The sequence below is a fragment of the Mucilaginibacter sp. P4_G9 genome (genome assembly GCF_056400985.1).
On sequence record NZ_JBFUKF010000085.1, the window covers coordinates 1 to 16883 of the forward strand.

Consider the following 16883-nt stretch of genomic DNA (forward strand, 5'->3'; position numbering starts at 1 on the left):
GCTGTAGGCGTTAAATATATGGTATGCGCTTATTTATCCCAATCGGAGCGTGGTGACCTTGATCATTATAAAAATATAGCCAATATGCTTGATGTTGCAGGTGATACCTGTAAAAGTGCGGGGATACAGCTATGCTACCACAACCATGATTTTGAATTTGTGCAGCAGGATGGAAAATATCCTTATGAAATATTATTGACCAACACCGACCCCAACCTGGTAAAAATGGAAATGGACCTGTACTGGACAACCAAAGCAGGGCAAGATCCTATAGCATTGTTCAACAAATATCCTGGTCGTTTCCCGCTGTTGCATGTTAAGGATATGGACAAAACTCCTGAAAAGAAATTTACAGAAGTAGGCAATGGTGTTATCGATTTTAAAAAGATTTTGGCACAATCAAAAAAAGCAGGAATGAAATACTTTTTTGTTGAGCAGGATGTATGCCCCGGCGATCCGTTTGACAGTATTGCGCAAAGTATTGGCTACATTAAAAAAAACCTGGTATAAAAACTTTGTTACAAGCATAAAATATAAGCCATCACATACCCAAACAGTGTGATGGCTTTTTTATTTTTACATAGGTTAAAAATCGCTTGCAATCAAAATTTTCGCACATTATAGAGATGAACACCACCATAATAAAATATTTACTCATTATTCTGGCTGTTTCGTTCTTGTTTTCGTGCGTGGCACAGGCCCAAACAGATAAAGAATTATTAGCAGGCAATTCTTTGCCAGATGCCAAAGCCTGGAAAATGGTAACGGGCAGGGCTAAAACAATGGTAACGTGTGGATTGTGAGTAACTATAAAAAAGCCGCATGATCCGTTTTATAATCTGCATTTTACTATTGCTCATATCGTCACTTACTATTTTAAAAGCATTCGAATTACATATATGGATGCTTGCCATTATTGTCACCGAGTTTTGTTGGATATTTATCATACTTACTTTGATAACCCTGTTAGCCGGTTTTTACACCTCAAAATACCAGCTCGCGGGTACCATCGCCGGTATTACAGCCCTGGTGTTATTTACGTCTCCAATAGTAAGGGCTTACCATTTAGCAGGCAGTTTAAAACAAAATTTCCAGGCTGCGTTTGGGCCTGGCAGCACCATTATTGATGGGGTTGACACCCAGCCTCCGTACAGTTTCTGGAATATGTTTAAGAGCAATAAAGAGGTTACCGGCAAGACAATCACTTATAACAGCTCCCCGGACTTAAACTTGTATCTGGATTATTTCCCATCCCAAAGAGCTGGTAACAGGCCATGCGTTGTAATAGTTCACGGAGGCTCCTGGAGTAAAGGAGATAGTAAGCAATTACCAGAGCTAAACAGCTACCTGGCTATAGTTGGCTACAATGTGGCCGCCATAACCTATCGCCTTGCACCTAAATATCAAACCCCTGCTCCTGTAGAGGATGTTCGCAACGCAATAGCCTACCTGCGCAGGCATGCGGCCGAATTAAATATTGATACCAATAATTTTGTGTTATTGGGCCGCTCGGCCGGGGCACAGATAGCTTTACTGGCTGCTTATACGTTGCATGAGCCGGGGTTAAAAGCTGTGATTGATTATTATGGCCCGGCCGATATGGTTTGGGGATATTCCATACCAACAAGTCCGCTGATTATGGATTCACGTAAGGTGATGCGTGATCATATCGGCGGCAGCTACCAGGAGGTTCCTCATAAATTTGCAGCTTGCTCGCCGCTCGAATTTGTGAGCAGGCATTCTTTGCCTACTTTAATTATCCATGGAGATAACGATGTACTTGTATCGCCCGAGCATAGCCGCCGATTGAATTTAAAGCTTGAACAAAACGGCATCAGGCATTTTTTACTGAAGCTGCCCTGGGCTACCCATGGCTTTGATTATAATTTAAACGGTCCGGGCGGTCAGCTGGCTACCTGTACTGTTGAGCGCTTTTTAAATACGGTGACCAAATAAATATATTGAACGGGCTTTGATGAAAAGTTCATCCGCAAATGGAACCATTGTCTGTACGGTTGCGGGGCGGGTTTCGAAAGGTCAGCGGATAAGGTATTTGGTATGTACAATACCAATTCACTTAATAACCCCCAATCAGCCCCTTACCCTGGCTTCTTTAAACCTGCTAAAAAATACAATTGCCAGCAGGCATAGCACACAGCCACAGATACCGTTAAGGCGCAGACCATAATCATTTCCAGGGTCTTTTCCGTACACTGTTAAAAATGCAAACAGGGCTATCCCCAGTGTTTGCCCTAATTTTACAAACAGGTATTTTACCGCAAAAAACATCCCTTCGCTGTTTTCGCCTGTTCGTTCAGCATCATTCTGCGCTATTTCGGCAAGTATTGCATTGGGTAATATACCCAGCGAGGCCAAGGGGAAAGAAGCGCTTAGCACCAGCATATAAATTTGCGCGGTTGGCGATATCGGAAATTTACCCAGGAAAAATATCGCCACAAAAATGAGGCTCAGCAGGCCAAATGAAAAAAGCACAATGGGTTTTTTCCCTATTTTTTTTGACAGGTAATTAATAAACGGATAAAATACCAGCGAAAATAATACCATAGATCCCATCAGTATGCCCCCCATAGATTCCGGCAGGTGTAGTAATACTGTCAGGAAAAACAATAATCCGCTTGATATGATACTCAACGACATATAGTACGAGAAATCGGAGATCAGGTAGTATTTAAAATTACGGTTGCCGAAGGTTTTCCCGATAGCTGCCAGCAAAGGCAAATGAGAGGGTGTAATGTTTGAATACTTTTTTTCTTCAATAGCTAAAACCGGGATTAGCATAATGAGGCCTGCAAAGCCACATAAACCCCAAATAGTATGCTGCACAGCTGAATTGCGATCTGTTACATGAAAAATGTGTTGAACCAAATCAGCAAAGTTATTCACCAATGCCGATATAATGATCCCTATAACAAAACCCACCTGTTGCAGGGATGAAAGTTTTACCTTTTCGGCAGYGGTATTTGTAAGCTCGGGCAATAAGGCATTATAGGGAATAATGTAGCTGGTGGCGGCCATAAAAAAGCATACAAGCGTGAACGAGATCCAGGCTGCATTGTCTATACTTTCGGCCTTTATTACGGGGCAAAACGTTAGCGCGCAAAAAACAACAGCCGGTAAAATTGTCCATTTCATAAATGGTATTCTACGGCCTTTTGGGTTGGTGCTTTTATCGCTCAATGAGGCAATTAAGGGGTCAAAAACCGCATCAACAAACCGACCCGAAGCCGCAATGATCGACATGATGTTAAGCACGCCAAATACCAGCAATTGCGGTACAAGCGGAATTAATCCCGAGTTGGAGGGAGGCAGATAAAAATACGGCAGCATCACAATTATTATATTGGTCATGATACTCCAGCCTATCATCCCGCAGGCATAAGCAAGCTGTTTTGAAAGAGGGAATTTGGCAACCAGCATTTTGTGCAATATGCAAATATTAACTCAATAGCGGCAATAAACTTCTTTACAAGGCCCTATTTTATTCACATTTGCTTAGCTGGTAATGCCCGGCGCGCGGTTATAATCCCGAATAATAATCATAACCCCGCTCGGCCCAGTAATCGTGCGGGCGAGTATCGCTAAAAGAGATGCTGCCTATACGTTTCAGGTTTTTTATGCCGTATTTTACCGGGATTATAAGGCGTAATGGTGCGCCATGTTTTGGTTGCAATGGTTTTTCATTCATCTCGTAAGCCAGCATTGTTTGTGGATGCAAGGCACTGGGCATATCAATACCAACGTAGTATCCTTTATCCGGAGTTTCCATCCCAACATATTCCAGCCGGGTTTCATCATCCAGTTTAAAATGAGCTATAAAATCGCTGAACTTAACACCACCCCAATGCGAGATCTGGTCCCAGCCCTCAACGCATTTAAAATCAAAAATGATATCGGTTTTGGGCAGGGCTTTAATATCATCCAGGCTGATGTTCAGCACCTCGCCCGATTGTTTTTTTACCTGCAGTCTCCAGGTTGCTATATCTATTTTCCCTCCCGATCCTATATCGCTGTTATGGCGCACATTTTTGGCGGCCATTTCTTTTGGATAGGTTTTTACCAGGTGATTATTACTGAAAAAATTACGGAAAACCAGCTCGGTTTTATTCAACGCCCTTCGTAAAGGCTTATGTGCGCCTGCGGTAATGCCTGTAGCTTCATTGGGCGAGTTATATAGCCATTTCCAGCCACCATAAGCAGCTCCAGATAGTACGATGAAACTGCCAAATGATATAAAATTACGCCTCGTGATCTTTTGCTCAACCGTAAGCGTTTTTTTGGGGACTTTATTTTTTTTATTGAATGGGTTTTTCATCGGTTGGAGTTGGGGTTTCACTAATTGGTTTGGGATCGGGCTCATTTACCACTTCAAACCCGGATATAACCGATCTGAAATTGTTCCAGCCTGCAAGCAGTACCTGTACTATGTGGATCAAAAAGAAAAACACATAGCCAATGGTAAGGGCAAAATGCAGGATGCGGGCAAAATGATATCCGCCGCAAAGCCAGGTTAAATAATAAAACTGAACTGGTTTATAAATGGCCAGCCCGGTTATTAACGAGCCAAAGCCCATCACTATAATTGCTGTATATGCAATGCGCTGGGCTGCGTTATACTTATTTTGAGGCGGGGCCATTTTCCTGATGTGCAGGTCGTGAAGCAATACCAGCCAAGCCTCTTTAAACGATTTTTTTTGCGGAACAAGCTCACGCCACTCGCCCGATATAATTGTGTATAGTACATACACTAAACCGTTAAGGGCAAAGGTCCACATTAACAGAAAATGAAAAGCCATACCTTCGGCCAGGCGATGTGGTATGTTAAAAGTTTTATAAAACCCCGCCGGGAAAAAGCTAAAAAATGTATGCCCGAACAAAGTTATTTTATATTCGTCGTTGGCCCAGTAAATTAACATCCCGCTCCATATCATAATGGTGAGTATCGGGAAGTTTACCCAATGCGTCCACCGCATGGCTAAGGGATGTTTTTCTTTTATTACTTTCATTTAAAGCGTAGTTTGTGTTGGTAAAAATACCTGTAACCGGTTAATTTAAACAGGTACAGGCCACATTAATAAAGTGAAAACAAGCAACAATACATTATTTACCCGCGCTATTAGCATCAAATGCGGATTTGGCCGCAGCCGAAATTGCACCGTTACCTGTATTTTGTACAAAGCCGATCACTTCAAATCCCTGCAGGTTAAAACCTTCGGGCAGGGCAATGGTAGCGTAACCCTTTCCACCGGTACTTATTGGCAGGCTTTGCATTTTGCGAACAATTTGTATATGCGATAATGTTCTGCCACCATTTTCACCGCGTTGTACTTTTGTTTGCGCAGCCTTTTGCACAAGAGCCAAAAACAGGATGGCATTCTTTTCTGCTCCTTCGGTATGGTACTGTATGGTAACATGGCCCTTGTCTTTTTGCGCATTAAGGGTTAGTGTACCGGCGGGGGCTGTGCGCAAGCCGGCGGTGATAGCATTGCGTAGTGTGCCTTCCTGCGAACCTACAAACTCTTTTTTGCCATTAACCACAACCTGTGGTGTATAAACCGATTGTAGCTTTAACCAGCTGGCATACTTATTTTGTCTTTTTGAATAATCGGCACTGCTAAAAACATCTTTCCAGCCCAGGCGGTTCCAATAATCAACATGATAGGCCAGTATATAAACCTGCTTGTCGCTGTCTTCTTTCTGTATTCGTGCCAATAGTTCATCAGCCGCCGGGCAGCTGGAGCAGCCTTCTGATGTAAACAGTTCAATTACCGCAAAACCATTACCTGCTGTTTCAACCGCAATTTTTTTAATATCGCTTTTATGATTGATAAATGCCACCGACACCAAAACTACAATTGCAAGGCAGGTGGTAAGGGCAAATATTTTAATCGATCTCATTTTAATAATTTGATGTACGTTTTTATAGCTTAGTCGGGTTGCTGTTGACAACCTTACAAAAAAATAATTTTTTGTGCCCGATCAAGGGGCCGGGCATACCCGTCTATGTTTAAATAATTATAATCAGTTAGATATATGTAAATTTAACAACAAATCCCCATTGTATCGGCGAACAAAAAAAAATGAAAATTTATCGTAAGGGTTTGCCATTGTTACCGACTAATGGAATAAAACATTCATGAATAAATGTGTTAATGGCTACTGAAAAGCAATTATTAGATCCCCGGCATTGGGTTGAAGCGTACGCCGATTATCTATATGGCTATGCACTGCCACGCTTAACTGATGAAGAGGAGGCTAAAGACCTGGTCCAGGAAACGTTTTTAGCTGCCCTTGAAAGGAAAGAGAAATTTGAAGGGAAAAGTTCTGAACGTACCTGGTTAACCGCCATACTGAAAAACAAGATAATTGACGTTTACCGAAAAAGATCATCGGGCTTAAAACTGACAGACATTAAAGAGGCTGAAGAAGAGCAGCAGGATTTTTTTAATGCTGATGACGGGCACTGGAATAAAACTTACATACCCCGGCCCTTTGGCATAGAAAATCAGGATCCCTTACAGGGTAAGGAGTTTAACAGCATCTTTCAAAAATGTATGCATAAGCTACCCGCCTTATGGATGGCCGTTTTTACCATGAAACATATTGATGATGCAGCTACTGATATTATTTGCAGCGAGCTTAAAATTTCGCAGGCCAACTTTTGGGTGATCATTCACCGGGCCAAATTGAACCTGAGGGCGTGTTTACAAAGAAACTGGATCTAAAAATTTAGCTATATGAACCCACTAAAAAAAATACAGTATAACTGCAGGCAGGCTACTTTTCTGATCGAGAAAAAACATGTCAAAAAGTTAAGCCTTCGCGAGGCTATTGAATTAAGAATCCACCAGGCGGGCTGCTCGGCTTGCAGATTGTATGATACTCAAAGCAGGTTTATTCAACAGATGATGCAAAAGCTTTTCCATGATTCAGTGCATTCATCGGCATCACCGCTTGATGACAGTTTTAAGCAAGAGCTGCAGGGGCGGATTGAAGAAGAACTCAACAAAAAATAAAACAGCTTGTTGCCCCCGGCAAGATCAAGGGCGAAATGCTAAGTGTTTTTTGTTTTTTGATTGCTGGAGAACGGTAATTGTCTCCTTTTTTTATGTGACTTTAAACGGGGCTTCCTATATTTACCATTAACCTGGATAAAATAATTGTAAAACAGGCTGATTAGTTTACCATGTTTAAGCAGTTTAACCACTCCAATTACCACTCCATTTGTGATGAACTTGCCTCGGCCGACCCCGACCTGGCTGCTATCATCGATACCTATGGCTATCCGCCTCTATGGTCGAGGCCCAACACGTTCGAAACGCTGGTCCATATTATCCTGGAGCAGCAGGTATCGCTTGCATCGGCACTATCAGCATTAAATAAACTGCGGGAGCGTGTTCAGGAAATAACCCCGGCGAGGGTGTTATTATTAACCGACGAAGAATTTAAAGCCAGCTACTTTAGCCGGCAGAAAACTACCTATACCAAATACCTGGCCGAGGCCATCATCAGCGGGCAGATTAATTTGACAGAACTGGAACAACTGCCCGATGAGGTAGTCCGCGCCAAACTAATTGCCCTCAAAGGCATTGGCAACTGGACTGCCGATGTTTACTTGATGTTTGTATTACAGCATACAGATATATTTCCTATTGGTGACCTGGCAGCGGTGAATGCACTGAAAAGAGTAAAAAAACTTCCAAAGGAAATTTCAAGGGACGAAATGATAGCAATAGCAGAACAATGGGCGCCTTATAAAACTATTGCAAGCATGCTGTTGTGGCATTATTATTTAGCGTCGCCCAAACCCTCTGCAAAAGAGAGGGCTTAAAAAAAAGCCACTTTGCAATCTGCAAAATGGCTTCGAAAATTAAATGTGGGTATCAGAACCGTCATCTTTAGAGAGAGCATGTGAAGCCCTATACATTAAACAACCCATTCCTTTCCTGCTCCTGGTAATTTTGTACCGTTTCTATAGCATTATTAATCACATCGCTTAAAGCAGTAATGAAAGTGCCGGGTTTGGCAAGGCTCATGGCGTGTTTGATTGCATCAATTTCTTTAGGCACTATCTCAAATTTCTTTTCAGGATTAAATGAGCGAATACCCTCAATAAGCAATGTCAATATATTTTCTTCGGTACGGCCGCGCAAGTGTTTTTCCTGGCGCAGAATGATATAATCGAACATTTCGGCGGCTATTTTGCCCAACTCACGAATGTCCTCATCCCGCCTGTCGCCTGTGCCGGCAATGATCCCTATTTTCAGCGGTGAATCTATATGTCTTAAAAACTCCCTGATACCACTAAAACCATCGGGGTTGTGGGCAAAATCAATCATGAAACGGAAATCCCTGAACTCAAAAATGTTCATGCGGCCCGGCGTTTGCGCTGCCGAAGGTATAAAAGTCTCCAGTGACATTTTAATGTCTTCGGTTTTGAACCCCCATAAAAACGTAGCCAAAGTTGCAGCCAGCACATTCTCGATCATGAAAGGCACCGTACCGCCAAAGGTTAACGGAATCAAAATAGTACGCTGTACCCTTATCTTCCAGTCGCCTTTTTGTATGGTTATAAAACCATTCTCGCAAATGGCGGCTATCCCCCCCTTGCGGCAATGCGATTTAATGACCGGGTTATTCTCGTCCCTGCTAAAGTAAGCGATGTTACAATCTGCCCTGTTGCCAATGCGTACGCAATACTTATTATCGGCATTTAAAACTCCCCAGCCACCCTTTTTAACCGAATTGAGCACCACACTTTTCACCCTTGTCAAATCATCGAGTGTATGAATATCCGAAAGGCCTAAGTGATCTTCCTGGATATTGGTAATCACACCAATATCGCAAAAGCCAAAGCCCAGGCCCGAACGCAGGATGCCGCCGCGGGCGGTTTCCAACACGGCAAAATCAACCGTAGGGTCTTTCAAAATAAATTCCGTGCTTACCGGACCGGTGGTATCGCCTTTTAGCAACATCGTATTCTGCACATAAATACCATCGGACGTGGTGAAGCCTACCCTGTGACCATTATTTTTAACAATATGTGCTATTAAACGGGTAGTAGTAGTTTTACCATTGGTGCCTGTAATAGCAATAATAGGGATCCGTGCCGATTTACCTGCCGGGTAAAGCATATCAAGCACATTCCCGGCAACGTTGCGCGGCAGGCCCTCGCTTGGGGCGATATGCATCCTGAAACCGGGCGCCGCGTTAACCTCTAATATCACGCCTCCGTTTTCGGTAAGGGGCTCATGCAGATTTTCGGCCATGATATCAATACCGCAAATATCAAGACCAATTATTTTCGAAATCCGCTCGCAAATAAAAATATTTTGCGGGTGCACATGGTCTGTAACATCAACAGATGTACCACCTGTACTAAGGTTGGCGGTCGATTTTACAAATACTTTTTCGTCGCGGGCGGGTATGGTGTCCAGCGTATAGCCTTTCTTTTCCAGCAGGTCAATAGTATCGCGGTCAATACCTATAAGGGTAAGTACATTTTCATGACCAAACCCACGGCGCGGATCGGTATTCTCTTTATCGATAAGTTGCTGGATGGTTGATACCCCATCCCCGTTAACATGGGCCGGGTCGCGTAAGGCGGCGGCCACCATTTTGTTATCAATTACCAGCACACGGAAATCATATCCAGTAATAAAACGCTCAACAATAACCTTACGGGATATACTGGCAGCGTGCTCGTAGGCGGCTATCGCCGCTTCTTCGGTTTTTATATTGATAGAGATACCCCGGCCATGATTGCCATCCAAAGGTTTAAACACCAATGGGAAACCCACTTTGCGGATAGCCTCGGCCACCCCTTCAACCGACGAAATGGTAATACCTTTGGCAACGGGGATGGCCTGTTCCTGCAGCATGCGCTTGGTTTCATCTTTATTGCTGGCTATATCAACTGCTATGCTGCTGGTTCTCTCGGTCATGGTGGCACGAAAACGCACCTGGTTTTTGCCGTAGCCTAACTGTACCAATGATTGGTTGTTAAGTCTGATCCAGGGGATATCCCTGGCTATGGCCTCTTCCACTATCGATCCTGTGCTTGGCCCCAGGCGGGTATACTCCCTAATCTCGCGCATTTCCTGTATATCGGCATCCAGGTTATACTCTTCGCCTTTTATTAAAGCCCTGGCAATGCGTACTGCCGATTCGGCTGCAAAAACGCCTACTTTTTCTTCTACATATGCAAACACAACGTTGTAAACACCCTTGGTTTTGGTTTCGCGGGTACGACCAAACCCAGTATCCATGCCCGCAAGGGTTTGAATTTCGAGGGCAATATGCTCAATAACATGGCCCATCCAGGTGCCGGCAACAACCCGCTGAAAAAAACCTCCCGGAACACCAGGCGAACAGCGGTGTTCATATAAGGATGGTAATAGTTCTTGCAGGCGTTCATAAAATCCGTCAATTTCGTTAGTGGGCTTATGCTCCATCTCCTGCAGGTCAAGCCGCATTTGTATTAATTTTTTGCGGCGGATGCTCCAGATGTTCGGTCCGCGCAGTACTTGTATATTCTCGATCTTCATACGTATGTTACGAAATTTGTAAACGGCTTAATTTCTTTAAAACTATAAAACTTAATAGGGTATTTAAAATTTTTAAAGCTAAAAAGGCATTATTTGTTTATAACAGACTGTGTTTTTGATCCATTTTATCGTAATTTGTATTGTAGAATCATTTGATTAGTTAAATTAGGTTGATTTAGTGAGTGGTTATCCGGCAAAAAATTAAAATTCAGGGTAACTCACCAACTTAGTCGCCTCAATCAACTTAATCAACCAAACAATAAAGAAGCATGATTGTCCCGAAAGGAAAACTAATAATTATTGGTGGCGCAGTTGATATGGGGAGTAACGTAACCATACAGGAACACATTTTACAGCCAGATTATATTAAATTTTTTGAACAGGGCATTTTAAAGCGGATCGTTACCGAATCAGCTAAGCACGAAGGTTCGTTGGTTGAAGTTATTACTACTGCCTCCCAGATTCCGGAGTTGGTGGGCCAGGAATATATTAAGGCATTTGGGCAGCTAAATGTTACCAATGTTAATGTACTGCATATTAAAAACCGTGAAGATGCAGCTAATAAAGAATACCTTGAACGCATTCGTAAAGCAGATGTGGTAATGTTTAGTGGCGGCGACCAGCTTAGGCTGACCGCTATTTTTGGTGGCACTGAATTTTTGCAGATACTGAAACAACGTTTCAGGAATGAAGATTTTGTAATAGCCGGTACATCGGCCGGGGCGGCGGCAGCCTCAACCCACATGATCTATCGCGGACAAAGCAATGAGGCACTCATCAAAGGTGAGGTGCAAATTACCGCCGGACTTGGCTTTATTGATTCGGTTATAGTTGATACGCACTTTGTACAGCGCGGCCGTATAGGCAGGCTAATGTACGCCGTAGCAACCAATCCCGGTATTTTAGGTATTGGTTTGGGCGAGGATGCTGGTTTGCTTGTAACCGAAGGCAATATAATGGAAGCCATAGGTTCCGGGTTGATCATTTTGGTTGACGGCAGGAATATTGTAGCCACCAATATATACGACGTGGAGATAGGCTCACCGGTTTCTATCGAAAGTTTGAAAGTGCATGTAATGTCTATATTTGATAAATATGACCTTACAGAACATCGGTTACTCATTAAAAAAACAGTTAAGGTAGAAGAGGGTGTTTTTATTAATGCACCGGATAACGACCTTTTAAAATAAATACGCCTACTCCTCAGTTATATAAAAATGTTATCCCGAACTTGTTTCAGGATCTCACATGCTTAGTATAAACCTGTGAATTTACTTGCCTTGTGGGATGCCTGAATAAATTTGGCATGACGAACGATATTTTTTGAATCAATTAAACAATTCAAAATGAAGATCATCATACACGGCGGTTTTTTCAGCGAATCGCAAACCAATCTTGAAATAAAACAAGCCAAACAACAAGCTTTAAGCGATATTGTGCAAGCAGGGTATAAATACCTGCAAAACCATACCGCTCTTCAAACGGCGGTATACACAGTTTGCCTCCTGGAAGATTGTGATCTGTTTAATGCCGGTACCGGTTCGCAGATACAAAGCGATGGTAAAATACGGCTTAGTGCATCACTGATGGATGGCAAAACTCAAAAATTCTCTGGGGTGATCAATATCGAGGATGTAAAAAACCCAATTTGTATCGCCGATAAACTGATGGGCTATGATGATCGTGTTTTAAGCGGCAAAGGAGCAAAAGAGTTTGCTACTAATAATGGGGCAGCTTATTACAATCCCGAAACACCCCATCGTCGCCATGAGTACGAAAAAAAGTTAAGTGACTCCATCAGGCTGGGTACAGTAGGCTGTGTTGCGCTTGATATTTATGGCAACCTGGCGGCCGCAACATCAACCGGAGGCAAAGGCTTTGAAATTCCCGGCCGGGTGAGCGACTCGGCAACAACGGCAGGTAATTATGCAAATGCCCACGCGGGTATTTCATGTACCGGTGTTGGGGAGGATATTGTAAGCGGGTCTGTAGCTTCAAAAATTGTTACCCGGGTTACCGATGGCATGCCAATATCTGCTGCTACCGAAAAAACACTTGATGAGTTGAAGCCTTTTGACGGCTTTGCCGGGATAGTTGGAATATCAGCAGATGGTAAAATTTATCATGCTGATACACATCCATATATGGTTTGGGCGCTGCATGACGGTAATGTTGAAGTTTTTGAATAAAACCAACATAACATTATGTGCTTTTCTTCCGTTTAATTCAATATTAATCAAATTCTGCAATTGATTTGCCTGGCTATGATTATTGATTAGCTGGTTATTATGGCTATATTTGTTTATCTGATTAATTTATTAAACCCAGACAAAAAAAATTAAATGAGATATTGTTTACTTATTATCTTATGTTCGGTTAGCATATCAGCGTCTGCGCAATGGTGGCAAAAGCCAATAAATACCATCGGTAATGTGTTTAAAAAGCATGAGCGCTTTCCGCAGATTGCCGGGTTAAAGGATAACTCCGTAAAAAAGCTGCCTGCTGCTCAAATTGCCAAACGCAAAATTTCACCAACCATTATCGAACGTGCTCCATATGCGCTTTATCTCGAAGAAATGTCGGTAATGAAAACGGCACAGCATAACATGCGTTTTAGAGTATACAGCGCCGCAAGCTATAACTTTAGCGACCTGGCACAGATGTACCTGAAGCAGAACCGCTTATCTGAAGCAAAATGGTATTTATTGCAAAGCCTCCAGATTTCGCGCCAGCAAAACGACGACCGGCATACCATTACTAATTTAATAGGATTGGCAACAGTAAAGGCCGGTTATGGTGACTATGTACAAGCCATGCAGGACCTTACCGAAGCCCGTGTACTTGCTACTTCGCGCGGCCTTGCTACGGATATTACAGCTATAAACAAACAGGCGCGCTACCTGCAGGACAATAAATCGAACCCTAAAGCGGAGATCCGTTACGCCGAAACCGCTGATTTGGATCAGAAAAAGGTAATAAAATAAATTTTTTATGTAACAATAGCGTAAAATGCCATTGCTTGTATACTACAAGTAAAACATTATCGTATAATTGTTATTGTTATTAAGAGACAGCATTTTGACTGTCTTTTTTTTTACATTAGTGATTATATATTAGGCACAAGTATTGATGTTTTACACAACCCCCGATTTAACTAGAGTGAAAGATATGTTTAAGAAAGGATATTTATTATTAATGATGGCCGCTGCACTTGCATGCAAGGCAGCGCCATCAAAGCCCATAAAAGTAAGTGCAACCGACCTGCAGCCCGATGAGCAACAGGTAATAGTTTGTAAAAAAATTGCTGAGCTTATTACAAATTACAATTATAAAAAGGTTGATTTGAACGATTCTATATCCACAGTGATATTTAACCGCTATATAAAATCGCTCGACGAAAACCACAGCTATTTTTTAGCATCTGATATCAAGGATTTTGAAAAGTATAAAACCGTGCTTGACGATGATATTAAAGATGGTAACCTGAACGATGCTTTTTACATTTTTAATGTATTTCAAAAAAGATACATCGAGCATGTAAACTACTCACTGGCCCGTTTAAACAAAAGTTTTGATTTTGATAAAAAAGAAACATTTGTTTATGACAGGGATAAACTGCCATGGCCCGCTTCGCAAACCGAAATGGATGACATGTGGGGACAACGGGTGAAATACGACTTGCTGAATTTAAAAATAGCCAGCCCCGATATGGCTAAAAATAAAGAAACATTAAAAAAACGCTACACGAATTTATTATCGCAAGCCAATAAATTATCAAACCAGGATGTTTTTCAGTATTTTATGGATGCCTTTACCGAGGCAATAGACCCCCACACCAATTACTTTAACCCATCAAACGCGGCTAATTTCAATATTGAAATGTCGCGTCAGTTGGAAGGTATCGGTGCATCGCTTTTGGTTGAAAATGAATATGTAACTATAAAATCTGTAGTAGCCGGCGGCCCTGCTGATAAAAGCAAACAAATCAGTATTGACGACCGCATTGTTGGTGTAGCCCAGGGCAAAACAGGCGAATTTCAGAATGTTGTTGGCTGGAGAGTTGAAAACGCTATTGCTTTAATTCGTGGTACAAAAGGTACTGTTGTAAGGCTGGAGATATTACCTGCCGGAACAAGCGCCGGTGGTAAGCCAAAAGTTGTGGAGATGGTACGGGAAAAGATCATTTTAAAGGATCAATCAGCTAAAAAGGAGATCCGTACGTACAATAATAACGGGAAGACTGTTAAAATTGGCGTTATATCTATCCCTGCATTTTACATTGATTACAATGATTATAAAGCGGGTAATCCCAACTATAAAAGCACCACGCATGATGTTAAAATATTATTGGATAGCCTGAAACAGGAAAATGTTGATGGTGTAGTGATAGACCTGCGCGAGAATGGTGGCGGTTCMTTAATGGAGGCCATTGAGCTTACCGGCTTATTTGTAAAAAGTGGCCCGGTAGTGCAGGTGCGCGACACTAAAAACCAGGTTGATGTAGAGAAAGATGATGACCCGGGAATTACTTATGCTGGTCCGTTAGGTGTACTGGTTGATCGTTTCAGTGCTTCAGCATCCGAAATTTTTTCGGGAGCTATCCAGGATTATGGTCGCGGTATCATATTGGGTACACAAACCTATGGTAAAGGTTCTGTTCAAAACGCAATTGACCTTGATAGAATCTTAGGTTCGCCACTCAAGGATAAAATTAATCAGCTGGCAAATAAAGTAGCAGCTGGCGGTAAAACAAGGGTGTCAACAGGCAGCCAGAGCACTTATGGGCAGCTTAATTTAACCATAGCTAAGTTTTATCGCATCAGCGGCAGCTCAACCCAGCACAAGGGTGTAACGCCGGATATTCAGTTCCCTTCATTAATTCCTCTGGATAAATATGGTGAAGATACAGAACCGTCTGCTATGCCTTTTGATGTTATTCAGAAAAGTGATTTCATCAAAGCAGGTGATTTTACTTCTGTGTTGCCTCAATTAACAAAGCTGCATGATCAGCGTATGGCTACCAGCGATAGTTATAAATACATGATGGAAGATATTGCCGACTTTAAAAAGCACGAAACCGAAAACAGTGTTACTTTAAACGAGGCCGAGTTGAAAAAACAACGTGATGCTGATGAGCAAAAAGCTTTAGAACGCAATAATCTGCGCCGCATAGCTTTAGGCTTGCCGGCCCTTAAAAAAGGGGATAAAAAACCTAAAGATGAAGACCTGGATTTTGTAAAACGCGAAGCAGGCCAGATCATGACTGATTATATCAGTTTGGGATCGAAGTTTACAAGCATATCAACACAGTAAGCCCCCCAGCCCCCTGAAGGGGGAGCACAAAAATATATTTAAGCCGCCTGTTAAACGGGCGGCTTTTAGTTTGCTCCATAGTCAATCCACCGCAGGGGTGAAAATTTGTTACGTTGGGTACTAACTATACCATTGGTATCTTTACTGGCCCCGGGAGATCAGAATAAAAATTCAGATTTTGGAAATTTTGTAATTACTTTGCCGGTTGAAAGCAATAAACCCGATATAAATGTTAGTTATAAATAACTTTAACGAATTTGAAGCGCAAATAGGGAATGACCTTGGTGTTTCATCATGGTATAAAATTACCCAGGAGCAGATCAATAAATTTGCTGATGCCACATTAGATCATCAATGGATCCATACTGATCCTGAAAGGGCAAAAACCGAAAGCCAGTTTGGAGCAACTATTGCTCATGGCTATCTCACCCTATCGCTGATCCCTTATTTATGGAAGGAAATTGTAAAAGTTGAAAACCTGAAAATGGAGATCAATTATGGCATTGAAGGTTTTCGTTTTGGGCAAGCTGTATTGGTTGATTCGGAAGTAAGACTGAAAGTAAAACTTGGCGGCCTGGTAAATCTGCGCGGACCAATTAAAGCCACCATGATAACCACCCTTGAAATTAAAGATCAAAAGAAACCAGCCTTTAGCGGCGATATAGTTTTTGTTTATCACTTTAATTCTTAGAACAAAGAGCAGGGATTTTTGGACAAAGGACTTTCGGAAAATAGGCTTTCAGAGCCCTGGATAAAAGAGGTCAAATGTCAAAGACTCATCCGGTTAACTTTATTTGACTTGCAAGTCCTCCACAAAAATATAAACAGAAAAGACCGCCACTTTTGATGACGGTCTTTTCTGTTTGGATGAAATAGTTATTTAAAATCTCACGTTCCGTATTCCGGGGTAGTTACTTCGCTTTCTTCAAACTCGTAATCGGTTAATGGCGGACATGAACAGATCAGCGTTCTATCGCCGTAGGTATCATTAACCCTACCTACTGA

Annotated in this window: 16 protein-coding genes; 11 read left to right on the forward strand and 5 right to left on the reverse strand. The window is 42.2% G+C overall.

Translation table 11 applies throughout. From position 1 onward, the window contains the following. From AC1DPZ_RS09990 to AC1DPZ_RS10000, 3 genes are all read left to right on the forward strand, one after another. A partial coding sequence (locus AC1DPZ_RS09990) for a sugar phosphate isomerase/epimerase family protein (protein ID WP_477402830.1) occupies positions 1-510 on the forward strand: 510 nt, incomplete at its 5' end. Positions 511-626: 116 nt separating this feature from the next. Continuing rightward, positions 627-803, forward strand: a complete 177-nt coding sequence (locus AC1DPZ_RS09995; protein WP_477402831.1) for a hypothetical protein — start codon at positions 627-629, stop codon at positions 801-803. Positions 804-822: 19 nt separating this feature from the next. Then, positions 823-1956 carry an alpha/beta hydrolase fold domain-containing protein gene (locus tag AC1DPZ_RS10000; protein WP_477402832.1) on the forward strand — a complete coding sequence of 378 codons (1134 nt, stop codon included), beginning with the start codon at positions 823-825 and terminating at the stop codon, positions 1954-1956. 135 nt (positions 1957-2091) lie between these two features. Here AC1DPZ_RS10000 and AC1DPZ_RS10005 read toward each other — a convergent pair whose 3' ends face one another. The 4 genes from AC1DPZ_RS10005 to AC1DPZ_RS10020 all read right to left on the reverse strand — a co-directional run bounded on the left by AC1DPZ_RS10005 (position 2092) and on the right by AC1DPZ_RS10020 (position 5916). Next, positions 2092-3438, reverse strand: coding sequence for an MFS transporter (locus tag AC1DPZ_RS10005; protein WP_477402833.1), 1347 nt, complete (start codon positions 3436-3438; stop codon positions 2092-2094). 100 nt (positions 3439-3538) lie between these two features. Continuing rightward, positions 3539-4333, reverse strand: coding sequence for a molybdopterin-dependent oxidoreductase (locus tag AC1DPZ_RS10010; RefSeq protein ID WP_477402834.1), 795 nt, complete (start codon positions 4331-4333; stop codon positions 3539-3541). Further along, positions 4314-5024: a cytochrome b/b6 domain-containing protein gene (locus tag AC1DPZ_RS10015; protein WP_477402835.1), complete on the reverse strand. Its 711-nt coding sequence runs from the start codon at positions 5022-5024 to the stop codon at positions 4314-4316. The genes AC1DPZ_RS10010 and AC1DPZ_RS10015 overlap by 20 nt, the downstream gene beginning before the upstream one ends. 94 nt (positions 5025-5118) lie before the next feature. After that, positions 5119-5916: a DUF1223 domain-containing protein gene (locus tag AC1DPZ_RS10020; RefSeq protein WP_477402836.1), complete on the reverse strand. Its 798-nt coding sequence runs from the start codon at positions 5914-5916 to the stop codon at positions 5119-5121. Positions 5917-6170: 254 nt separating this feature from the next. On the opposite strand from AC1DPZ_RS10020, the gene AC1DPZ_RS10025 reads away from it, so the two are divergent. The 3 genes from AC1DPZ_RS10025 to AC1DPZ_RS10035 all read left to right on the forward strand — a co-directional run bounded on the left by AC1DPZ_RS10025 (position 6171) and on the right by AC1DPZ_RS10035 (position 7849). Then, positions 6171-6743, forward strand: coding sequence for a sigma-70 family RNA polymerase sigma factor (locus AC1DPZ_RS10025; protein ID WP_477402837.1), 573 nt, complete (start codon positions 6171-6173; stop codon positions 6741-6743). Between the two features lie 12 nt (positions 6744-6755). Next, the gene (locus AC1DPZ_RS10030) at positions 6756-7034 is read left to right on the forward strand and encodes a hypothetical protein (RefSeq protein WP_477402838.1); all 279 of its coding nucleotides are present in this window, start codon (positions 6756-6758) and stop codon (positions 7032-7034) included. Between the two features lie 170 nt (positions 7035-7204). Then, positions 7205-7849 carry a DNA-3-methyladenine glycosylase family protein gene (locus AC1DPZ_RS10035; RefSeq protein WP_477402839.1) on the forward strand — a complete coding sequence of 215 codons (645 nt, stop codon included), beginning with the start codon at positions 7205-7207 and terminating at the stop codon, positions 7847-7849. Between the two features lie 88 nt (positions 7850-7937). Here AC1DPZ_RS10035 and cphA read toward each other — a convergent pair whose 3' ends face one another. After that, complete coding sequence (gene cphA, locus AC1DPZ_RS10040; RefSeq protein WP_477402840.1) at positions 7938-10565, reverse strand: cyanophycin synthetase; 2628 nt, start codon at positions 10563-10565, stop codon at positions 7938-7940. 269 nt (positions 10566-10834) lie between these two features. Between cphA and AC1DPZ_RS10045 the strand changes: the two genes are divergently transcribed. The 5 genes from AC1DPZ_RS10045 to AC1DPZ_RS10065 all read left to right on the forward strand — a co-directional run bounded on the left by AC1DPZ_RS10045 (position 10835) and on the right by AC1DPZ_RS10065 (position 16569). Next, a complete protein-coding gene (locus AC1DPZ_RS10045) occupies positions 10835-11755 on the forward strand; it encodes a cyanophycinase (protein WP_477402841.1) in 921 nt (306 codons plus the stop codon). Between the two features lie 156 nt (positions 11756-11911). Continuing rightward, a complete protein-coding gene (locus AC1DPZ_RS10050) occupies positions 11912-12754 on the forward strand; it encodes an isoaspartyl peptidase/L-asparaginase (protein ID WP_477402842.1) in 843 nt (280 codons plus the stop codon). Between the two features lie 153 nt (positions 12755-12907). After that, on the forward strand, positions 12908-13549 hold the full coding sequence (locus AC1DPZ_RS10055) for a hypothetical protein (protein WP_477402843.1): 642 nt from the start codon (positions 12908-12910) through the stop codon (positions 13547-13549). Between the two features lie 184 nt (positions 13550-13733). Continuing rightward, positions 13734-15878: a carboxy terminal-processing peptidase gene (locus tag AC1DPZ_RS10060; protein WP_477402844.1), complete on the forward strand. Its 2145-nt coding sequence runs from the start codon at positions 13734-13736 to the stop codon at positions 15876-15878. A gap of 229 nt (positions 15879-16107) precedes the next feature. Beyond that, entirely contained in the window at positions 16108-16569 is a 462-nt protein-coding gene (locus AC1DPZ_RS10065) for a MaoC family dehydratase (RefSeq protein WP_477402845.1), read from the forward strand. Positions 16570-16883 lie beyond the last annotated feature (314 nt).